Origin of the sequence: Azospirillum sp. A29, from assembly GCF_042604625.1 — a bacterium.
Taxonomy (GTDB): Bacteria; Pseudomonadota; Alphaproteobacteria; order Azospirillales; family Azospirillaceae; genus Azospirillum; species Azospirillum palustre.
Genome location: NZ_CP170466.1, coordinates 456043 through 472974 on the forward strand (window position 1 = coordinate 456043; position 16932 = coordinate 472974).

Below are 16932 nucleotides of genomic sequence, written 5' to 3' on the forward strand. Positions count from 1 at the left end.
CCGCGCCTATAGTCGCCGCCTTCACTGGGGGGAGCCGATGGGCGGCTGAGAGGTCCTGTTGCAGGACGACCCCTGGAACCTGATCCGGTTCATGCCGGCGTAGGGATCAGTGATGCGGAACCGCACCCTCTCCATCTCCGCCACTCCACGATGCATGCCCGCGTGCCTGCGATGACGCCGCTTTCGGTGACCATCTCGCGCGCGCGGCTGACCTATGGCGGCACGCTGCTGTTCTCCGACCTGACGCTGGAGCTGCCGGCCGGGCGGACCACCTGCCTGCTGGGGCCGAGCGGCGTCGGCAAGACCACGCTCCTGCGCATCCTCGCCGGTTTGGCTGAGCCGGAGCCGCCGACCGAGGTGGTCACCGGCGACCGGCAGCCGCTGGCCGGCCGGATCGCCTACATGGCGCAGCAGGACCTGCTGCTGCCCTGGTTAACCGTCCTCGACAATGTCCTGCTCGGCGACCGGCTGCGCCACCGCCGTCCCGATCCGGCGCGGGTGGAGCAGGCCCGCGCGCTGCTGGACCGCGTCGGCTTGGCGGGGCGCGAGCGCGACCGTCCCGCCGCCCTGTCCGGCGGGCAGAAGCAGCGCGTGGCGCTGGCCCGCACCCTGATGGAGGACAAGCCCCTGGTCCTGATGGACGAGCCCTTCTCCGCGCTCGACGCCATCACCCGGCTGCGCTTGCAGGAAACGGCGGCGGAGACGCTGGCCGGCCGCACCGTCCTCATGGTCACCCACGACCCGCTGGAGGCGCTGCGCATCGGTGACCGCCTGCATGTGATGACTGGCCGGCCGGCCGTCATGGGGCCGGCGCTGGAGCCCTCCGGCCCGGTGCCGCGCCGCGTCGACGATCCGGACCTGCTGGCGCATCAGGCCGAGCTGTTGCGGAGGCTGGCGGAATGAAGGCGCTGCTGCGCGGCGCGATCACCCTGCTGGTGCTGGTCGCCGGCTGGCAGGCGCTGGTCTGGGCCACCGCGCTGCCGCGCTACCTGTTGCCCGGTCCGCTGGCGGTGGCGGACGCCATGCAGCGGCAGGCCCCTCTGCTGTTGACCCATGGCCTGACCACGCTGGCCGAGATTCTGATCGGGCTGGTGGCCGGCGTGGCGCTGGGCGGGGTCAGCGCTTTGCTGCTCGCGCGGTTCCGGACGGCGCGGCGCTGGCTGATGCCGTTGCTTCTGGTCAGTCAGGCCATCCCCGTCTTCGCACTGGCGCCGCTGCTGGTGCTGTGGCTCGGCTATGGCATGGCGTCCAAGATCGCCATGGCGGTGCTGGTCATCTATTTCCCGGTGACGACCGCGCTGTTCGACGGGCTGCGGCGCACCGATCCCGGTTGGCTCGACCTTGCCCGCACCATGGGCGCCTCGCCCGCCGCGATCCTGTGGAGCATCCGCCTGCCGGCCGCCCTGCCCGCCTTCTGGTCCGGCGTGCGGGTGGCTGCCGCGGTGGCGCCCATCGGGGCGGTGATCGGCGAATGGGTGGGGTCGTCCTCCGGCCTTGGCTACTTGATGCTGCACGCCAATGCCCGCATGCAGATCGATCTTCTGTTCGCCGCCGTGCTGGTGCTGGGACTTTTCGCCGTCACGCTGTACGCCGCCGTCGATGCGCTGGCCCGCCGCGCCCTGCCCTGGCAACCCGATACCCAACCTGCCGAAGACGCCAACCCTTGAAGGGGGAGAGACAACCGATGAAGCATCTTTTCACAGCCGGCCTGATCGCCGCCGGCCTGATGACCTCGCTTCCCGCCCTGGCCCAGGACAAGCTGTCCGTGATGCTGGACTGGTTCGTCAACCCGGACCACGCCCCGCTGGTGGTGGCGCAGGAGAAGGGTTTCTTCAAGGATGCCGGGCTTGAGGTCACCCTGACCGCCCCGGCCGACCCCAACGACCCGCCGAAGCTGGTGGCGGCCGGCGGCACCGACATCGCCGTGTCCTACCAGCCGCAGCTGATCCTGCAGGTGGCGGAGGAACTGCCGCTGGTCCGCATCGGCACGCTGGTGTCCACGCCGCTGAACTCCGTCGTCGTGCTGCGCGACGGGCCGGTGAAGACGCTGAAGGATCTGAAGGGCCGCAAGGTCGGCTACTCCATTGCCGGCTTCGAGGATGCGCTGCTGGGCGCCATGCTGGAGAAGCAGGGGCTGAGCCTGAAGGACGTCGAGCTGGTGAACGTCAACTTCTCCCTCTCGCCGTCGCTGCTGTCGGGCCAGGTCGATGCGGTGGTCGGCGCCTTCCGCAATTTCGAACTGAACCAGATGGAGATCGAGAAGCACCCTGGCCGCGCCTTCTATCCGGAGGAAGAGGGCGTTCCGCCCTATGACGAACTGATTCTGGTGGCCCGCAAGGACAAGGCGAACGATCCGCGCTTCAAGCGCTTCCTGGCGGCGGTGGAGCGGGCGACGCTCTACATCCTGAACCATCCGGAAGAGTCGCAGGCCGCCTTCGTCAAGGGCCGGCCCGAACTGAACGACGAGCTGAACCGCCGCGCCTGGGCCGACACGCTGCCGCGCTTCGCCCACAGCCCGGCCGCGCTGGATGCCGAGCGCTACACCCGCTTCGCCGAGTTCCTGAAGGCCCGCGGTCTGATCAAGGCGGTGGCGCCGGTCGACCAGTATGCGGTGGTGGTGAAGTAACGGTCTCCCACGGTCCCTGCCATCCACCGACATTGCCATCGACCCCGGCGGAGCGTTACCTAGAGGGAAACCGCTCCGCCGGCTGATGGTGGACCGATCATAATGTTGGGAGACGCGAGGGCATGCCGATCAAGACCATCCTGCTGCACATGGCCAACGACGACGCCCACGCCAGCCGTCTGGCAGTGGCCGCGGCCTTGGCCAAGCGTTTCTCCGCCCATATCCAGGCGCTCTACATCGCCACCCCGGTGTCGATGCCGGCGGGCGCCACCGGCCGCGCCGCCTCCTATGGCTTCATGGCGGAGGCGACCGCAATCGCCCACGAGAATGCCGAGCGGATCGAGCAGGAGGTCCGCAAGTCGCTTGACGGGCTGCCCTACGACTGGACGGTCGAAGAGGGCGACCATGTCGATCTGCTGGCGGAGCGCGCCGCCTATGCCGACCTGATCGTCGTCGCGCAATCCGCGGCGGTGCGGGCAGGCGAGCGGGTGTCGCTGCACCACATCCCAGACCGTTTGCCGCTGGAAACCGCCACGCCGGTCCTGGTCCTGCCGCCGAGGCAGCCGGCTGCCGCCCCCATCGGCCGCCATGTGCTGATCGCCTGGAAGAACACACGCGAATCGACGCGCGCGGTCCGCGCCGCCATGCCCTTCCTGGAGGCGGCGGAGTCCGTCACCGTGCTGACCGTGGAACCGCTCGGGCAACAGAGCAGAGAAGCCGCCACCCTTGTCGATTGGCTGCACCGCCACGGCATCGCCGCCCGTCCGCAGTCGGTCATCGCGTCCGGCGGCGAGGTCGGCGACATGATCCTGTCCTGCTGCACCGACCAGGGCGCCGACCTGCTGGTGATGGGCGCCTACGGCCACTCCCGCCTGCGTGAACTGGTGCTGGGCGGGGCGACCCGCACGGTGCTGGACGGGCTGGCCCTGCCGGCGCTGCTGGCGCATTGAAGGGGCGCGGGAGGGCTGTCGCCCTCCTGCACCCAACACGCACTCAGCCGAACAGCTGTCCGTGCAGCGCCTGCCAGCTTTCGCGGTCGGGTGCCAGCAGAAGGCTACCGTTCAGCAACCCCGGCCGGTAGGGCGTCCCGTCGATCAGCGCCGAATAGCCGCCGGCCTCCGCATGCAGCAGGACGCCGGCCGCATGGTCCCACGGCATCAGCCGGTGATAGAGCGAGTAATGCGCCCGCCCCTCCAGCAGGCGCAGATACTCCTGGGCGGCGCTCGACAGGCACACGCGGTCCGCCAGCCCGACGCTGCGCTCTTCCAACTGGCGCCCCATCTCCGCGCTGCAAAAGCGCGTGGACAGCGCACCGACCATCTGCGGCAGCGGCACGGCCGGCGCGACATGGACACGGCGACCGTCGAGCCGGGCACCCTGCCCCTTCACCGCCGTCGCCATCCGGCCATCGACCGGATCGTGGATCCAGCCGGCGACCGTCTCCCCCTTGCAGGCAAGCGCGACGATCACCGCGAACATCGGCCGTCCCTGGGCGAAGTTGATCGTGCCGTCGACCGGGTCTATGATCCAGACCGGATCGTCGCCATGGATGCGGTCGAGCACGCGCTCGTCCTCGGATGCGGCCTCCTCCCCGACGACGCGGCTGCCCGGCAGCAACGCCGACAGCGCCGGGGTCAAAGCCCGCTCCGCCGCCTCGTCGGCCAGCGTGACGAGATCGGTCGGGCCGGTCTTCTGCCGGATGCCGGCGGCGTCGAGCTTCTGGAAATAGGGCATGATCTCCGTCCGGGCGACGGAGCGGATCAGATCCGCGACGCGGTCGATGTCGCGGAGAGGAAAACCCGTCATGGTCGGTAGGCCCTTTGCGGCTTGAGTTCGGAGAGGGTCAGCGCTTCGCCGCCGGCTTGCTGCCGGGCACGCTGTCCAGCTTCAACAGGGGATCGCCGCCCTTCGGATCGGTCAGCAGCACCTTGCCGTCCAGCCCACTGTCCTTCAGCGCTTTCGACAGCGCATCGAAGGTGGCGCGGTCGGCCGCGGCCGCGGCGGCTTCCTTGGCCGCATCGGCTGGCGGCGGCGGCGCAGGACCGCCCTGCGCCGGTTGGCGTGGCGCCTTGGGGTCGGGTGGTGGCAGAGGCGGAGGCGCCGCAGCGGTGTCCTTCGCAGGTTCCGGCGGCGGCGGTGGAGGCGGCGGGGGTTGCCACAGGCGGAAGCAGTCGGTGAAGGTCTGCTGCTTGCAGTCCTTCAGCAGCCCGGCAGCATCGGGAGCGATGACCTGCGGCTCGTCGGGCGCCACCGACAGCGGCTTCGGCGGCGGAGGAAGCGGGTCCTCGGGTGGGGTCTCCGGTTCTTCCACATAGCCGGGCGGCAGCGGCGTTCCCGGTCGCAGCGGCTCCGCCGCCAGAGGCTGGACGAATGCCAGCAACAGCGGCAGCGCCGGCATCAGACGGCCGGCACCGGTCAGGATGGTTCGGGAAGGGGGACGGAGCAATTCGGGACCGCGGCGATGGCGAACGGCTCATTATGACCTGCCATCGCAGGCGCCGTCATCCCTCAAGCATGTGTCAAATCACCGTCATGCCGCGGCGCGCTGATCGTGGCGAGGCTCATGGCGGGGCCCGCCAGTGAAACCGCCATAGCCCCAGGCGGCCAGTTCACGGCAAATCGCCGAAATCTTCGCGGCCTCGTCGGCATTCGGCTCCCGCTCGCCGGCAGCCTGGATCAGACGCATCAGGGTGGCACGGCCCTCCGGCGTGCGCGAAAGCTCCTGCAGGCGCAGCAGGGCTGCGCCCGGTGGCAGATTCTCCTGACGGGCGACGAGAGCTACCTGATCGGCGAGAAATGCCGTAATCGAGAAGCACGACGGATCGGTTTGCAACCGCATTGGCAGTCCTCCTCAAGGGGGAGCACGACCGCTCCTTTCCCATCATCGGACCCCAACGGGGAAATAACCACGCCGCATTCGTCTTAAGACCGGAGTGGGGTGCAACAGGTCATAGTCTGTCTGCACCCCTTTCCGTTTAGCCAGTATCGCCGGCTGCACCGCCTAAGGTTGCGGCTCAGGCTGACTGTCAGGCTGGAACCGCTTTTCGAACCGGGCGAGATCGACGGGGTCGATGGAGACATGCAGATGCGCATGTTCCTCGTCGTCGCGCCGGTCCAGCACCTCGCCTCTGGCGTAGAGCCAGGCGAGCGCCGCCCCGTCGCCAAGGCCGACCGAGAGGTCGACGACCTGCCGGTTGACGTTCATCCGCTGGTCCAGCAGGCGGTCGAGGTTGTCGATCCCCTCGCCGGACAGGGCGGAGACCGCCACGGCACGTGGGTTGCGCCCCGTCTGGGCCAGGATCGCCGCGCGGCTTTCCTCGTCCAGCGCGTCGATCTTGTTCAGCACCTCGATCACCCGGTCGTCCGACTCCGGGTCGATCTCCATGTCGGACAGAACCTCATGGACGTCGGCCTTCTGGGCCTCGCTGTCGATGTGGGCGATGTCTCGGACATGCAGGATGATGTCGGCGGCGTCCACCTCCTCCAGCGTGGCGCGGAAGGCGGCGACGAGGCCGTGCGGCAGGTCGGAGATGAAGCCGACCGTGTCCGACAGGATTACCTTGCGCCCCGACGGCAGGGTCACCTGCCGCATGGTGGGATCGAGCGTGGCGAACAGCAGGTTCTGGGCGAAGACATCGGCATTCGCCAGCCGGTTGAACAGCGTCGATTTGCCGGCGTTGGTGTAGCCGACCAACGCCACCACCGGATAAGGCACCTTCGCACGTGCCTTGCGGTGAAGGCCGCGGGTGCGCCGCACCTCCTCCAGTTCCTTCTTGATCTTGATGATCCGGTCGCCGATCAGGCGGCGGTCAAGCTCAAGCTGCGATTCGCCGGGGCCGCCGAGGAAGCCGAAGCCGCCGCGCTGCCGTTCCAGGTGGGTCCAGGAGCGCACCAGCCGGGATTTCTGGTAGGTCAGGGAAGCCAGCTCGACCTGGAGCATGCCTTCGCGCGTCCGGGCGCGGGCGCCGAAGATCTCCAGGATCAGGCCGGTGCGGTCGATGACCTTCGCCTTCAGCGACCGCTCGAGGTTGCGCTGCTGCACCGGCGACAGGGCGTGGTCGAGGATGACGAGCGTCGCCTCGGCCTCTTCCACCACCTGTGCCAGATGCTCCACCGTGCCGGAGCCGAGCAGGGTCGACGGTTGCGGCCGGCTCACCTTGGCGCATTCCGCATGGACGACGTCCAGCTGAATGGCCTGGGCAAGACCGACCGCCTCCTCAAGCCGCGATTCGGGAGGGCGCATGTCCCCGTCCGCCTCACTGCGGAGGACGGGGTGGACCACGATGGCCCGCGCGGCGCCTTCAGGGGCCGCGCCGTTACCATTGGTCAAGGGATCAGACGCTTTCACCTTCCTTGGGCGGCTCGAAAAGTTGAATGGGATGGGCCGGCATGACCGTCGAGATTGCGTGCTTGTAGACGAGCTGGGAATGCGCGTCGCGCCGCAGAAGTACCGAGAAGTTGTCGAACCAAGTAATAATGCCCTGGAGTTTCACGCCGTTCACGAGAAAGACGGTTACGGGAGTCTTATTCTTACGGACGTGATTGAGAAACACGTCCTGCACGTTCTGGCTTTTTTCAGACATTTTTCATGCCCCCTTCTTCAATGTTCTTGGGACCCCTTTGCTAGGCGGTCCGCTCCCCGTTTCACGGTGTAGGTGTGGTCCGCGTTGGTACCGTCTCGACAGCCGTTTGCAGGGATATGGTATCACCATTGCCGTCCACCAAGCCATACAGGACGCGGTGAAGCGCCGTACAGTCGGTGTGGCGATGGGCGGGCGGGAACCGGTCGAAGCCACTCCCCTCGCCCAGCCCTATTAGCACCGGAACGAGACCGGCGCCATGGGCGCATTCCATATCGATGTCGGCATCGCCGAGAAACCAGACATTCCCCCCCGGCGCGATCCCCGCCGGCTCCAGCGCCATCCGCACGGGGGCGATGTGCGGCTTGTCGAACTCGGCATCCTGGGCGCCGACCAGCTTGCCGAAATACCGGGTCCAACCCAGCGTATCGGCCTCAGCCCGCAGGAACTTGCCGTTCTTGTTGGAGACGACGGCCTGATAGACGCCCTGCTCGTGGAAATGGCGCAGCAGCGTCTCGGCACCCGGCAGCGGCTTCAGCCCGTCCAGATGGTGGGCGGCGAAATAGGCGTAGAACAGGTCGCGCGCCTCGGTCCAGCGCTCGCCGAAAATGCGCGGGAAGCTGTCGCGCAGCGATGCCTTGATCCGCTCGCGCGCCTCTTCGGCACTCCAGGGGGTAAGGCCGAAGGACACCAGCGCATGGTTCAGCGCCTCGCGAACCGTGTCCCAGTTGCTGACCAGGGTGTTGTCCCAGTCATAGATGACGGCGCGCGGCAGGGCGATGGGGGAGGACAAGGAGATACTCCGGCAGGCGTGAACATGATCGGCACAAAGCCGACTCCCTCACGCGGAGGTCATCCCCGCGAAGGCGGGGATCCAGGCTGACCCACAGCCACTTCCGTACAAACGCTGGATTTCCGCCTTCGCGGGAATGACGGACGGACTGAGAAGTGATTGCGGTCGAGCGATTGCACCGATCACTCGAGGAACATCTTCCCCTTCTCACTGCCATGGACGCCCAGCGACTTCAGCTTGCGGTGAAGGGCGGAGCGTTCCATGCCGACGAAGGACGCGGTGCGGGAGATGTTGCCGCCGAAACGGGTGACCTGGGCCAGGAGATATTCGCGCTCGAACACCTCGCGGGCTTCGCGCAACGGCAACCCCATGATCTCGCCGCCCTTGTCCCACTTCAGGACCGTCGGCGTGATGGCGCCGATCTCCGGCGGCAGGGTGTCGGCGCGGATCGGCTCCTTGGGGTCACCATGGGCCATGATCAGCAGCCAGTCCACGACGTTGCGCAGCTGGCGCACGTTGCCCGGCCAGTCATAGGCCTGGAGGGCGGCCATGGCGTCCTCGCCGAACTCGCGGGTCGGCAGGCCGGACGCTTCGGCGGACCGCTGCATGAAATGGCGGGCCAGCACCGGGATGTCCTCGCGCCGCTCGGCCAGCGATGGCACGCGGATCGGCACCACCGACAGGCGGTAGAACAGATCCTGGCGGAAGCGCCCCTGCTCGATTTCCGCCTGGAGGTCGCGGTTGGAGGTGGCGATGACGCGCACGTCCACCTCGACCCGCTGTCCGCCGCCGACGCGCTCGAACACCTGCTCCTGAAGGGCGCGGACGATCTTGCCCTGGGTCTCCAACGGCATGTCGGCGACTTCGTCCAGCAGCAGAGTGCCGCCATGGGCCTGCTCGAAGGTGCCGATCTTACGGCCAGGACCATCGACGCCGGCCTCGGTGCCGAACAGTTCCATCTCCAGCCGTTCCGGCCGCATGGTGGCGCAGTTCAGCCCGACGAAGGGACCGCCGGCCCGGCGGGAGCGGGCATGGATCAGCCGGGCGACCACCTCCTTGCCGGCACCGGGCGGGCCTGAGATCAGGACGCGGCTACCGGTGGGCGCCACCTTGTCGATGGATTGGCGTACCTGGTTGACGGCCGATGATTTGCCGATCAGTTCCGCGTCGCCGCCGGCGCGCAGCTTCAATTCCTGGTTCTCGCGCTTCAGCCGCGCCGCCTCGATGGCACGGTCCACCATCAGCAGCAGCCGGTCGGCCTTGAACGGCTTCTCGATGAAGTCGTAGGCACCGACCTTGATCGCCTGGACCGCGGTTTCGATGTTGCCGTGGCCGGAGATCATGATGACCGGCAGGTTGGCATGATCCCGCATCAGCTGTTCCAGGATTTGCAGACCGTCCAGCCGGCTGCCCTGGAGCCAGATGTCGAGCACGACGAGGCTCGGCCGGCGCGCCGCCACCTGGGCGAAGGCCTGATCGGCGTCGGCGGCTTCGCGCGTCTTGATGCCTTCGTCGTTCAGGATGCCGGCAATCAGCATCCGGATATCGGCTTCGTCATCGACGATCAGAATGTCATGCGCCATGGGCTTCGTGCCTCATCTCTCCGCCGGTCTCCGCCGGCCTGTCGTCACGGCCGCCCGCGTCGTTCGCGACCGTAACCGGGTGTGGAATGACCAGGGTCACGCGCGCCCCGGGTCCGCCTTCGCGGTCCTCAAGCGTCAGCACGCCGCCATGGTCCTCCATGATCTTCTTGACGATGGCGAGCCCCAGCCCGGTGCCCTTGGCCCGCGTCGTCACATAGGGTTCGGTCAGCCGGTCGCGCTGTTCGCCGCCGGGCAGGCCCTTGCCGTTGTCCTGAACGGTGACGACGACCTTCTCGCCGTCGTCCTCCACCGCAATCGCCACCTCGCCGGGCGGCAGATCCGCGCCGTCGGCCGGCAGCGTGCGCCCCTCGATGGCGTCGGCGGCGTTCTGGAGCAGGTTGGTCAGCGCCTGGGAGATCTGCCGGCTGTCGCAGGCCACCGTCAGCGGTCCCGACGGCAGCCGCGTGTCGAAGCGGATCTTGCCGGAATGGGCGCTCGATTGCAGGAACACCGCTTGCCGGACCAGATCGTTGATGTTGACCGGCTTCATCACCGGCTGCGGCATCCGCGCGAAGGCGGAGAATTCGTCCACCATGCGGCGGATGTCGTCGACCTGCCGGACGATGGTGTCGGTGCACATGGTGAAGACCTCCGTATCGCTGGAGATCTCCTTCAGATATTTGCGGCGCAGCCGTTCGGCCGACAGCTGGATCGGCGTCAGCGGGTTCTTGATCTCGTGCGCGATGCGGCGCGCCACGTCGGCCCAGGCCGCCTTGCGCTGCGCCGACACCAGTTCGGTGATGTCGTCGAAAGTGACGACATAGCCGCGCACGGTGCCGTCGCGCATCTCCGCTGCGATGCGGACCAGCAGGGTCAGCGTCGTCTTGCCCGGACGCCGGATCTGGATCTGGTCCTGCACCACGCGGCCGGGCTTCTTCGGCGCGTTTTCCAGCAGGTCGCCGATATCTGGCAGCAGCTCGACCAGCGACATGCCGATCATCCGCTCCGGATCCTCCTCGCCCAGCAGGCGGGCGGCGGACAGGTTCGGCAGGTTGATGATGCCGTCGGCATCGACACCCAGCACACCGGCCGACACGCCGGACAGCACCGTCTCGGTGAAGCGGCGCCGCTCGTCCAGCAGCCGGTTGGTCGACAGCAGTTCCCGCCGCTGGCCCTCGATTTCGGTGGTCATGCGGTTGAAGGCGCGGGACAGCAGGACGAACTCGTCCTCGCCCGGCGGCTCCGACACGCGGACGGTCAGGTCGCCGGCACGCACCCGTTCGGCGGCCCCGATCAGCGCGCTGATCGGGCGGACCAGCCGGGTGGCGAAGTTCAATCCAGCCCACACAGCCGCCAGCAGCAGCAGCATCGCCACCACCAGGAAGATCAGCGTGAAGGTGACCTGCAGGCTGCCGCGCGAGTTCTCCAGCGCCGTATATTCCTTCACCGCCCCCTCGGCCGAGGCCATGTGCTGAAGCACCCGCGGCTCCACCATGCGGCCGACATAGAGGAAGGTGTCCGATACCCGGTCCAGGCTGACCAGGGCGCGGACGCGGTCGTCGGATTCCTTGACGATCAGCGCGACCTCGCCGGTGCGGGCCTGCTGGATCTTGTCTTCGGGGATCGGCTCGAATTCCAGGGTGAAGGTATAGCCGGCCCGCGCGACGATGGCTCCGGTGGTGCCGTTGAAGACGATGGCTTCCGACAGGGTGCGCAGCATCGCCTGGGTGGCGACGACCTGTTCGAACCGCTCGGGGTCGCTGGAGAAGCGCGCCTCCTGCGACAGGTCGTTGGCCATCGCCAGGGCGTCGGCGCGGATGTTCTGCTGGTGTTCGTGCAGATAGGCGCTGGCGACGACCAGGGATTCATTCACCGCCGTGCGGACGCGGTCGCTGAACCAGCTCTGCACCCCGACATAGAAGAACAGGGTGGAAAAGACGGTCATGATGATGGCCGGCGCCACCGCCAGCACGCTGAACACCAGAACCAGACGGGTGTGCAGCCGCGACCCGGCCAGCCCGCGCCGTCGCCCGATCAGGATGGCGACGATGCGCCGGGCGATCAGCACGCCCAGCGTCAGCAGGATCGCAAGGTCGAGCGTCAGCAGAAGCGTGACGGTTCGCGGGTTGGCCTGACCGAACGGCGCGCTTTCCGTCATTGCCGCATAGGTGGCGAACCCGGCGGCCAACGCCGCCAGCGACAGGGCAAAGGCCAGCCGCTTGCCCAGGCCGACCCGCCTGGACCATTGGAGAATTTTCTGCCAGACCGGCCTGTGGCCGGCTGCTGCGATGTTGGAGTTCGGTGGCATGGTCCGGCGCTAATCTGTTGCCGGAAAGATACACCTCTGTTGCGGCCCTGCCAAGCCTCAACGAATCTGCCTTTCGGACAGCACAGTCTACGCCGGAAGGCGTCAGAGGAGGTGCAGAAGGCGCTAAGTGGGCGAGGGGCTGCGGTTTGCCCGCCGCCCCTGGCCGGGCTGTGTCACAATTTTGGCACGGATCGACCGCAGCGGCGGGCCTCCCTGCACATGCTGCCGGATGCGGCTATTTGATGCCGCGCATCACCTGAATGTCGAGGTCGCGGATCTTCTTGCGCAACGTGTTCCGGTTCAGGCCGAGCAGCTGTGCCGCCTTGATCTGGTTGCCGCGGGTCGCCGACAGGCTGAGCGAGATCAGTGGCCGTTCGATTTCGCGCAGCACCCGGTCATACAGCCCGTTGGACGGCATGCCGTCCTTGTGGGCGGCGAAATAGTCTTTCAGGTGGCGCTCGACGGCCGAGGACAGGCCCTCGCTCTGCGGCTCCTCCACCGGCTGGGCGGCCGGTGTGGCGTCGGCGAGTTCCGCCTCCACCACGTCCAGGCCGATCACCTCCTGCGAATAGAGGGCGGCCAGACGGCGAACGAGATTTTCCAGTTCACGGACGTTGCCGGGCCAGCGATAGCGCTTCAACCGGTCCATCGCCGCCTGATCGATGCTCTTGGCCGGGAGCCCCTGGCTGATGCCGATATTCAGGAAATGGCGGACCAGCAGCGGGATGTCTTCCGTCCGCTCGCGCAGCGGAGGCAGGCGGATCGGCACCACGCACAGGCGGTAGAACAAATCCTCACGGAACAGTCCTTGGCGGATCAGGGTGCGCAGGTCGCGGTGGGTTGCCGCGATGATGCGTACGTCGGTCTTGATCGCGGTGCGCCCGCCGACGGTGGTGTATTCGCCTTCCTGCAGCACGCGCAGCAGCCGGGTCTGGGCGTCGAGCGGCATGTCGCCGATTTCGTCCAGGAACAGCGTGCCGCCCTGCGCCTGCTCGAACCGGCCGGTCGACCGGTTGGTGGCGCCGGTGAAAGCGCCCTTCTCGTGGCCGAACAGTTCGGATTCGATCAGTTCGCGCGGAATGGCGGCCATGTTGATGGCGACGAAGGCGCCGTTGCGCCGCTTGCCGTAATCGTGCAGCGCACGGGCCACCAGTTCCTTGCCGGTGCCGGACTCGCCGGTGATCATCACCGTCAGGTCGGTGCCCATCAGGCGGGCCAGCACCCGGTAGATTTCCTGCATGGCGGGCGAGCGGCCGATCAGCGGCAGCTGTTCCTCGCCCTCCACGTCGCCGCCCGGCATGGCGGCCGGCGGGGTATTGGTGTTCAGCGCGCGTTCGACGACGGAAACCAGTTCCTTCAGGTCGAACGGCTTGGGCAGATATTCGAAGGCCCCACGCTCCGCCGCTTTCACCGCGGTGATCAGCGTGTTCTGCGCGCTCATCACGATGACGCGCATTTCTGGCCGCAGCTTCTTGATGCGCGGGATCAGGTCCAGGCCGTTTTCGTCCGGCATCACCACGTCGGTGATGACCAGATCCCCCTGCCCGTCGGCCACCCAGCGCCACAGCGTCGCAGCGTTGCCGGTGGTGCGGACCTCGTGCCCCAGCCGGGCCAGGGCCTGCGTCAGGACGGTGCGGATGGCGCGGTCGTCATCCGCGATGAGAATGGTCGCTGCGCTCATCAACGAGTCCCCCGGCCGCCCTTGGACTGCAAGCCAGCGTCAGAAATCTTCGAGTCTCCGGAAAGCTTCGGTTCGTCGTATTTCGAATCATCGTACATCGGCAGCGACACCTTGAAGACGGTACGGCGAGGCTGGCTGTCGAACTCGATGGTTCCGCCATGGTCGCCTATCAGTTTCGCCACCAATGCAAGACCAAGGCCAGTCCCGTTCACTTTGCTGGTCACGAACGGATCGAAGAGGTTGGACTGAAGATCTTCCGGAATACCGTCGCCGTTATCCTGAACCGTCACCAACAGGGGCAGGTGCCGACGCACGTCCCCGCCGGGCAGCGCCATGCGCACACCGTGCTGATAGGAGGTCGTCAGTGTGATCTCGCCGCCCAATTCCGGTGCAGCCTCTGCCGCATTTTTAACCAGATTCAGGAAAACCTGCACAAGTTGGTCGCGATTGCCATAAACAGAAGGCAATGACGGGTCGTAACGCTCGACAAAGCGTATTTTTCGGGCAAAGCCGCTCTGGGCCACTTTCCGCACATGTTCCAGAACGGTGTGGATGTTCACAGCCGCGCGTTCGAGCGGCCGTTCGTCGGAGAACACCTCCATCCGGTTGACCAGCGCCACGATGCGGTCGGCCTCGTCGCAGATCAGGCGGGTCAGCACCCGGTCCTGGTCGTTGGCGTTCTCCTCCAGCAGCTGGGCGGCGCCACGGATACCGGACAGCGGGTTCTTCACCTCGTGCGCCAGCATCGCCGCCATGGCGGTGACGGAGCGCGCAGCGTGGCGGTGAGTCAGCGAATGGTCGATCTTGCGGGCGAGTGACCGTTCATGGATGGTCAGCACCACATGGTCGGGCGGGTCGCCCATGGTCGCCACCTGCACCGTTACATGGTGCGGGCCAATGCGGGGCGTGTCGATGATGACACCGTCCTGCGACACCCGGCGGCTGCCCCGGCGCACCTGTTCGATCAGGCCCATCACCGGGCTGTCGGGCGGCAGCAGATCGGGCAGCGGCATGCCTTCCATGGCGTTGGCGGACAGGTCGAAGAACTCCTGCCCTTCCAGATTGACGAAGCGGATGTCGCCGTTGCCGTCCACCACCAGCACCGGATCGGGCAGGCTGTTCAGCACCACCAGCGAGTCCAGCCGCGGCGCTCTGGCGGCACCCGACCGGTTGCGGCCACGCTGGCCCGGAGCGGTCATCGGTACGGGATCCATCAGGCGGCCATCCTTTCGATTGCCGGTACATAGAAGGCACGGATGCGCTCGCGCACCGCGTTCGGGTCGCCCAGCTGGTTGACCTCCTGCCGGAACTCGTTGGAGCCGCGCAGACCGGTCGAGTACCAGGAGACATGCTTGCGGGCGACCTTGATGCCGCCGTCCGTGCCGTAATGGCTCAGCATGCTGTCGAAATGCTCCAGCAGCGTATCCATCTGCTCGGGCAGCGTCGGGTCGGGCAGCTTCTCGCCGGTGCGCAGGTAGTGCATGACCTGCGACGGGAACCAGGGGCGGCCATAGCTGCCGCGTCCGATCATCACGCCGTCGGCGCCGGATTCGGCGAGCGCACGGTCCACCGCCTCGAAGCTGGCGATGTCGCCATTGACGACAATGGGGATTTTCACCGCCTCCTTCACATGGCGCACATAGGTCCAGTCGGCGGTGCCGGTGTAGAACTGCATGCGGGTGCGGCCATGGACCGTCACCATCCTGATGCCGCACTGCTCGGCGATGCGGGCGAGGTTGGGGGCGTTCCGGTTGGTCTCGTCCCAGCCCAGCCGCATCTTCAGAGTCACCGGAATGCTGACGGCCTTCACCACCGCCTCCAGGATGCGGCCGGCCAGTGCCTCGTCCCGCATCAGGGAGGAGCCGGCATGGCCGTTCACCACCTTCTTGACCGGGCAGCCGAAATTGATGTCGACGACCGCGGCGCCGCGGTCCTCGTTCAGCTTCGCCGCCTCGGCCATCACCTCGGGCTCACAGCCGGCGAGCTGGACCGCCATCGGAAACTCTTCCGGCTCGGTTTCCACCATGCGCAGGGTCTGGCGGTTCTCGCGGATCATCGCCTGGCTGGCAATCATCTCAGACACGACGAGGCCGCAGCCCGCGCGCTTCACCAGACGGCGGAACGGCAGGTCGGAGACACCCGACATGGGCGCCAGGATCACCGGTCCGGCGAGCGTGATGGGTCCGATTTGTATGGTCATTCTCACCTGCCCGATTGATGGGCAAATCAACAAAGTGCCGTCAATTTGGGCAAGTTATCACGTGGCGACAGTCGTGCGCAAGGACGAAGCCCGGCCGCCGCGCTCAAGCCCCCTCCTAAACCCATGATCTTCCACCGGCTTGCGCCGATTTCCGGCTCAGCTCCAGGTCCACTGCCCGATCAGCACGTTCGAGACGAACTTGACACCGGGATAGGCAAGTGTCGCCAGGAGATAGACGATCAGCATGGTGCGCGCCGCCGTCCGTCCGCGCACCCCGGTCCGGTATTCGGCAAGCAGCAGGATTCCGATCACGATGAAGGTCGCGAGCGACAGCAGGCTCTTATGGTCGGTGCGGAACAGCAGCCCCTGCTCGAAATAGAGCACGGCCATGCCGGTGGCGAGCCCGGCACCCAGCACCACTTCGGACGCGATCAGCAGGCGCAGTTGCAGCCGCTCACTCTCCGCCACCGGCGGCAGGAAGCGGCTGAGCGGGGTTGGCCGCTTGGACTTCAGCGCCCGGGTCTGGATCACCGCGGCAAAGGACGACACGGCGCTGAGCGTCAGCAGGGCATAGGTGAAGACCGACACGGCGATGTGCAGGTCGATCCACACGCCCGGCGCATTGCCGCGCAGGATCGGCGCCGGCGCATCCTCGGTCAGGGTCGCCAGCAGGCAGACCACCAGCAGATAGGGCAGCAGCAGCGGCGCCAGCCTCCAGGCGGTGGCATGGAACAGGCTCAGCCCGATGAACAGCGCCATGCAGGCGGCCGTCGTCACCCACAGCGCCGTCGAGAATCCGGTCTGCCATTGGCCGGCAACCTGTAGGATCGCCCACATGCCGGGCCCGGCGGCTGCGAGCAGCAACGCGCCCCAGAAAGCCCAGCCGCGCCCCTCCACGCCCTGCCCCGCGATACGCCGGTAGGGGTAGAGGGCGGCAGGCACCAGGGCCACCAGCGCCGTCAGGCTCAAAAAGATGTTCTGCGACATGGACCCGAATGCACTCCCGTCTTTCCGCCATCATGCTGCCGGAGCGTGCCGGCCGGCTCCCTGACATTGTCCGGAGCATCTCGGCGGCAAGGCTCGGCACTTGGCGGAACCACGGCGACAGGCTAGGCTCCGCGACGTTTCCGTCAAGTGGCTATCATATCTTACGGTTTGCCT

General features: G+C 67.1%; 16 protein-coding genes and 1 riboswitch. Of the genes, 4 read left to right on the forward strand and 12 right to left on the reverse strand.

Going from position 1 to position 16932, the window contains the following annotated elements:
• Positions 1–17 precede the first annotated feature (17 nt).
• A riboswitch (TPP riboswitch) is annotated at positions 18–124 on the forward strand.
• Between the two features lie 47 nt (positions 125–171).
• The 4 genes from ABNQ38_RS16945 (at position 172) to ABNQ38_RS16960 (ending at position 3576) form a co-directional block, all read left to right on the forward strand.
• Complete coding sequence (locus ABNQ38_RS16945; RefSeq protein WP_377809414.1) at positions 172–903, forward strand: ABC transporter ATP-binding protein; 732 nt, start codon at positions 172–174, stop codon at positions 901–903.
• Positions 900–1667: an ABC transporter permease gene (locus ABNQ38_RS16950; protein ID WP_377809415.1), complete on the forward strand. Its 768-nt coding sequence runs from the start codon at positions 900–902 to the stop codon at positions 1665–1667. Before ABNQ38_RS16945 ends, ABNQ38_RS16950 begins: the two co-directional genes overlap by 4 nt.
• Positions 1668–1684: 17 nt before the next feature.
• Positions 1685–2626 carry an ABC transporter substrate-binding protein gene (locus tag ABNQ38_RS16955; RefSeq protein ID WP_377809416.1) on the forward strand — a complete coding sequence of 314 codons (942 nt, stop codon included), beginning with the start codon at positions 1685–1687 and terminating at the stop codon, positions 2624–2626.
• A gap of 122 nt (positions 2627–2748) precedes the next feature.
• Positions 2749–3576: a universal stress protein gene (locus ABNQ38_RS16960; protein WP_377809417.1), complete on the forward strand. Its 828-nt coding sequence runs from the start codon at positions 2749–2751 to the stop codon at positions 3574–3576.
• Between the two features lie 43 nt (positions 3577–3619).
• Here the strand turns inward: ABNQ38_RS16960 and ABNQ38_RS16965 are convergent, their stop codons facing one another.
• The 12 genes from ABNQ38_RS16965 to ABNQ38_RS17020 form a co-directional block, all read right to left on the reverse strand.
• On the reverse strand, positions 3620–4432 hold the full coding sequence (locus tag ABNQ38_RS16965; RefSeq protein WP_377809418.1) for an inositol monophosphatase family protein: 813 nt from the start codon (positions 4430–4432) through the stop codon (positions 3620–3622).
• A gap of 37 nt (positions 4433–4469) precedes the next feature.
• Positions 4470–5024, reverse strand: a complete 555-nt coding sequence (locus ABNQ38_RS16970) for a hypothetical protein (protein ID WP_377809419.1) — start codon at positions 5022–5024, stop codon at positions 4470–4472.
• A 132-nt stretch (positions 5025–5156) separates the two neighbouring features.
• On the reverse strand, positions 5157–5465 hold the full coding sequence (locus ABNQ38_RS16975) for a hypothetical protein (RefSeq protein WP_377809420.1): 309 nt from the start codon (positions 5463–5465) through the stop codon (positions 5157–5159).
• Positions 5466–5627: 162 nt separating this feature from the next.
• Positions 5628–6869 (reverse strand): GTPase HflX, encoded by a 1242-nt coding sequence (gene hflX, locus ABNQ38_RS16980; protein WP_377809421.1) that lies wholly within the window; start codon positions 6867–6869, stop codon positions 5628–5630.
• Between the two features lie 91 nt (positions 6870–6960).
• Complete coding sequence (hfq, locus tag ABNQ38_RS16985; protein WP_012974114.1) at positions 6961–7209, reverse strand: RNA chaperone Hfq; 249 nt, start codon at positions 7207–7209, stop codon at positions 6961–6963.
• A gap of 61 nt (positions 7210–7270) precedes the next feature.
• Positions 7271–7999 (reverse strand): HAD family hydrolase, encoded by a 729-nt coding sequence (locus ABNQ38_RS16990; RefSeq protein ID WP_377809422.1) that lies wholly within the window; start codon positions 7997–7999, stop codon positions 7271–7273.
• 182 nt (positions 8000–8181) lie between these two features.
• On the reverse strand, positions 8182–9582 hold the full coding sequence (locus tag ABNQ38_RS16995; protein ID WP_098739871.1) for a sigma-54 dependent transcriptional regulator: 1401 nt from the start codon (positions 9580–9582) through the stop codon (positions 8182–8184).
• The gene (locus ABNQ38_RS17000; RefSeq protein WP_377809423.1) at positions 9572–11890 is read right to left on the reverse strand and encodes an ATP-binding protein; all 2319 of its coding nucleotides are present in this window, start codon (positions 11888–11890) and stop codon (positions 9572–9574) included. The genes ABNQ38_RS16995 and ABNQ38_RS17000 overlap by 11 nt, the downstream gene beginning before the upstream one ends.
• 235 nt (positions 11891–12125) lie before the next feature.
• The gene (ntrC, locus tag ABNQ38_RS17005) at positions 12126–13571 is read right to left on the reverse strand and encodes a nitrogen regulation protein NR(I) (protein ID WP_377809424.1); all 1446 of its coding nucleotides are present in this window, start codon (positions 13569–13571) and stop codon (positions 12126–12128) included.
• Entirely contained in the window at positions 13571–14785 is a 1215-nt protein-coding gene (locus ABNQ38_RS17010) for a nitrogen regulation protein NR(II) (RefSeq protein ID WP_377809425.1), read from the reverse strand. The genes ntrC and ABNQ38_RS17010 overlap by 1 nt, the downstream gene beginning before the upstream one ends.
• Positions 14785–15771 (reverse strand): tRNA dihydrouridine synthase DusB, encoded by a 987-nt coding sequence (gene dusB, locus ABNQ38_RS17015; protein WP_377809426.1) that lies wholly within the window; start codon positions 15769–15771, stop codon positions 14785–14787. The genes ABNQ38_RS17010 and dusB overlap by 1 nt, the downstream gene beginning before the upstream one ends.
• A gap of 156 nt (positions 15772–15927) precedes the next feature.
• Positions 15928–16758 (reverse strand): inner membrane protein YpjD, encoded by an 831-nt coding sequence (locus ABNQ38_RS17020; RefSeq protein WP_376959227.1) that lies wholly within the window; start codon positions 16756–16758, stop codon positions 15928–15930.
• Positions 16759–16932 lie beyond the last annotated feature (174 nt).

Excerpts from the sequence above, each read along its gene's own strand:
- ABNQ38_RS16950 (WP_377809415.1), top strand. The coding sequence starts at position 900 with ATGAAGGCGCTGCTGCGCGGCGCGATCACCCTGCTGGTGCTGGTCGCC.
- ABNQ38_RS17020 (WP_376959227.1), bottom strand. The coding sequence starts at position 16,758 with ATGTCGCAGAACATCTTTTTGAGCCTGACGGCGCTGGTGGCCCTGGTG.
- hflX (WP_377809421.1), bottom strand. The coding sequence starts at position 6,869 with ATGCGCCCTCCCGAATCGCGGCTTGAGGAGGCGGTCGGTCTTGCCCAG.
- ABNQ38_RS16975 (WP_377809420.1), bottom strand. The coding sequence starts at position 5,465 with ATGCGGTTGCAAACCGATCCGTCGTGCTTCTCGATTACGGCATTTCTC.
- dusB (WP_377809426.1), bottom strand. The coding sequence starts at position 15,771 with ATGACCATACAAATCGGACCCATCACGCTCGCCGGACCGGTGATCCTG.
- ABNQ38_RS16970 (WP_377809419.1), bottom strand. The coding sequence starts at position 5,024 with ATGCCGGCGCTGCCGCTGTTGCTGGCATTCGTCCAGCCTCTGGCGGCG.
- ABNQ38_RS16965 (WP_377809418.1), bottom strand. The coding sequence starts at position 4,432 with ATGACGGGTTTTCCTCTCCGCGACATCGACCGCGTCGCGGATCTGATC.
- hfq (WP_012974114.1), bottom strand. The coding sequence starts at position 7,209 with ATGTCTGAAAAAAGCCAGAACGTGCAGGACGTGTTTCTCAATCACGTC.
- ABNQ38_RS17000 (WP_377809423.1), bottom strand. The coding sequence starts at position 11,890 with ATGCCACCGAACTCCAACATCGCAGCAGCCGGCCACAGGCCGGTCTGG.
- ABNQ38_RS16960 (WP_377809417.1), top strand. The coding sequence starts at position 2,749 with ATGCCGATCAAGACCATCCTGCTGCACATGGCCAACGACGACGCCCAC.
- ABNQ38_RS16945 (WP_377809414.1), top strand. The coding sequence starts at position 172 with ATGACGCCGCTTTCGGTGACCATCTCGCGCGCGCGGCTGACCTATGGC.
- ntrC (WP_377809424.1), bottom strand. The coding sequence starts at position 13,571 with ATGAGCGCAGCGACCATTCTCATCGCGGATGACGACCGCGCCATCCGC.
- ABNQ38_RS17010 (WP_377809425.1), bottom strand. The coding sequence starts at position 14,785 with ATGGATCCCGTACCGATGACCGCTCCGGGCCAGCGTGGCCGCAACCGG.
- ABNQ38_RS16995 (WP_098739871.1), bottom strand. The coding sequence starts at position 9,582 with ATGGCGCATGACATTCTGATCGTCGATGACGAAGCCGATATCCGGATG.
- ABNQ38_RS16955 (WP_377809416.1), top strand. The coding sequence starts at position 1,685 with ATGAAGCATCTTTTCACAGCCGGCCTGATCGCCGCCGGCCTGATGACC.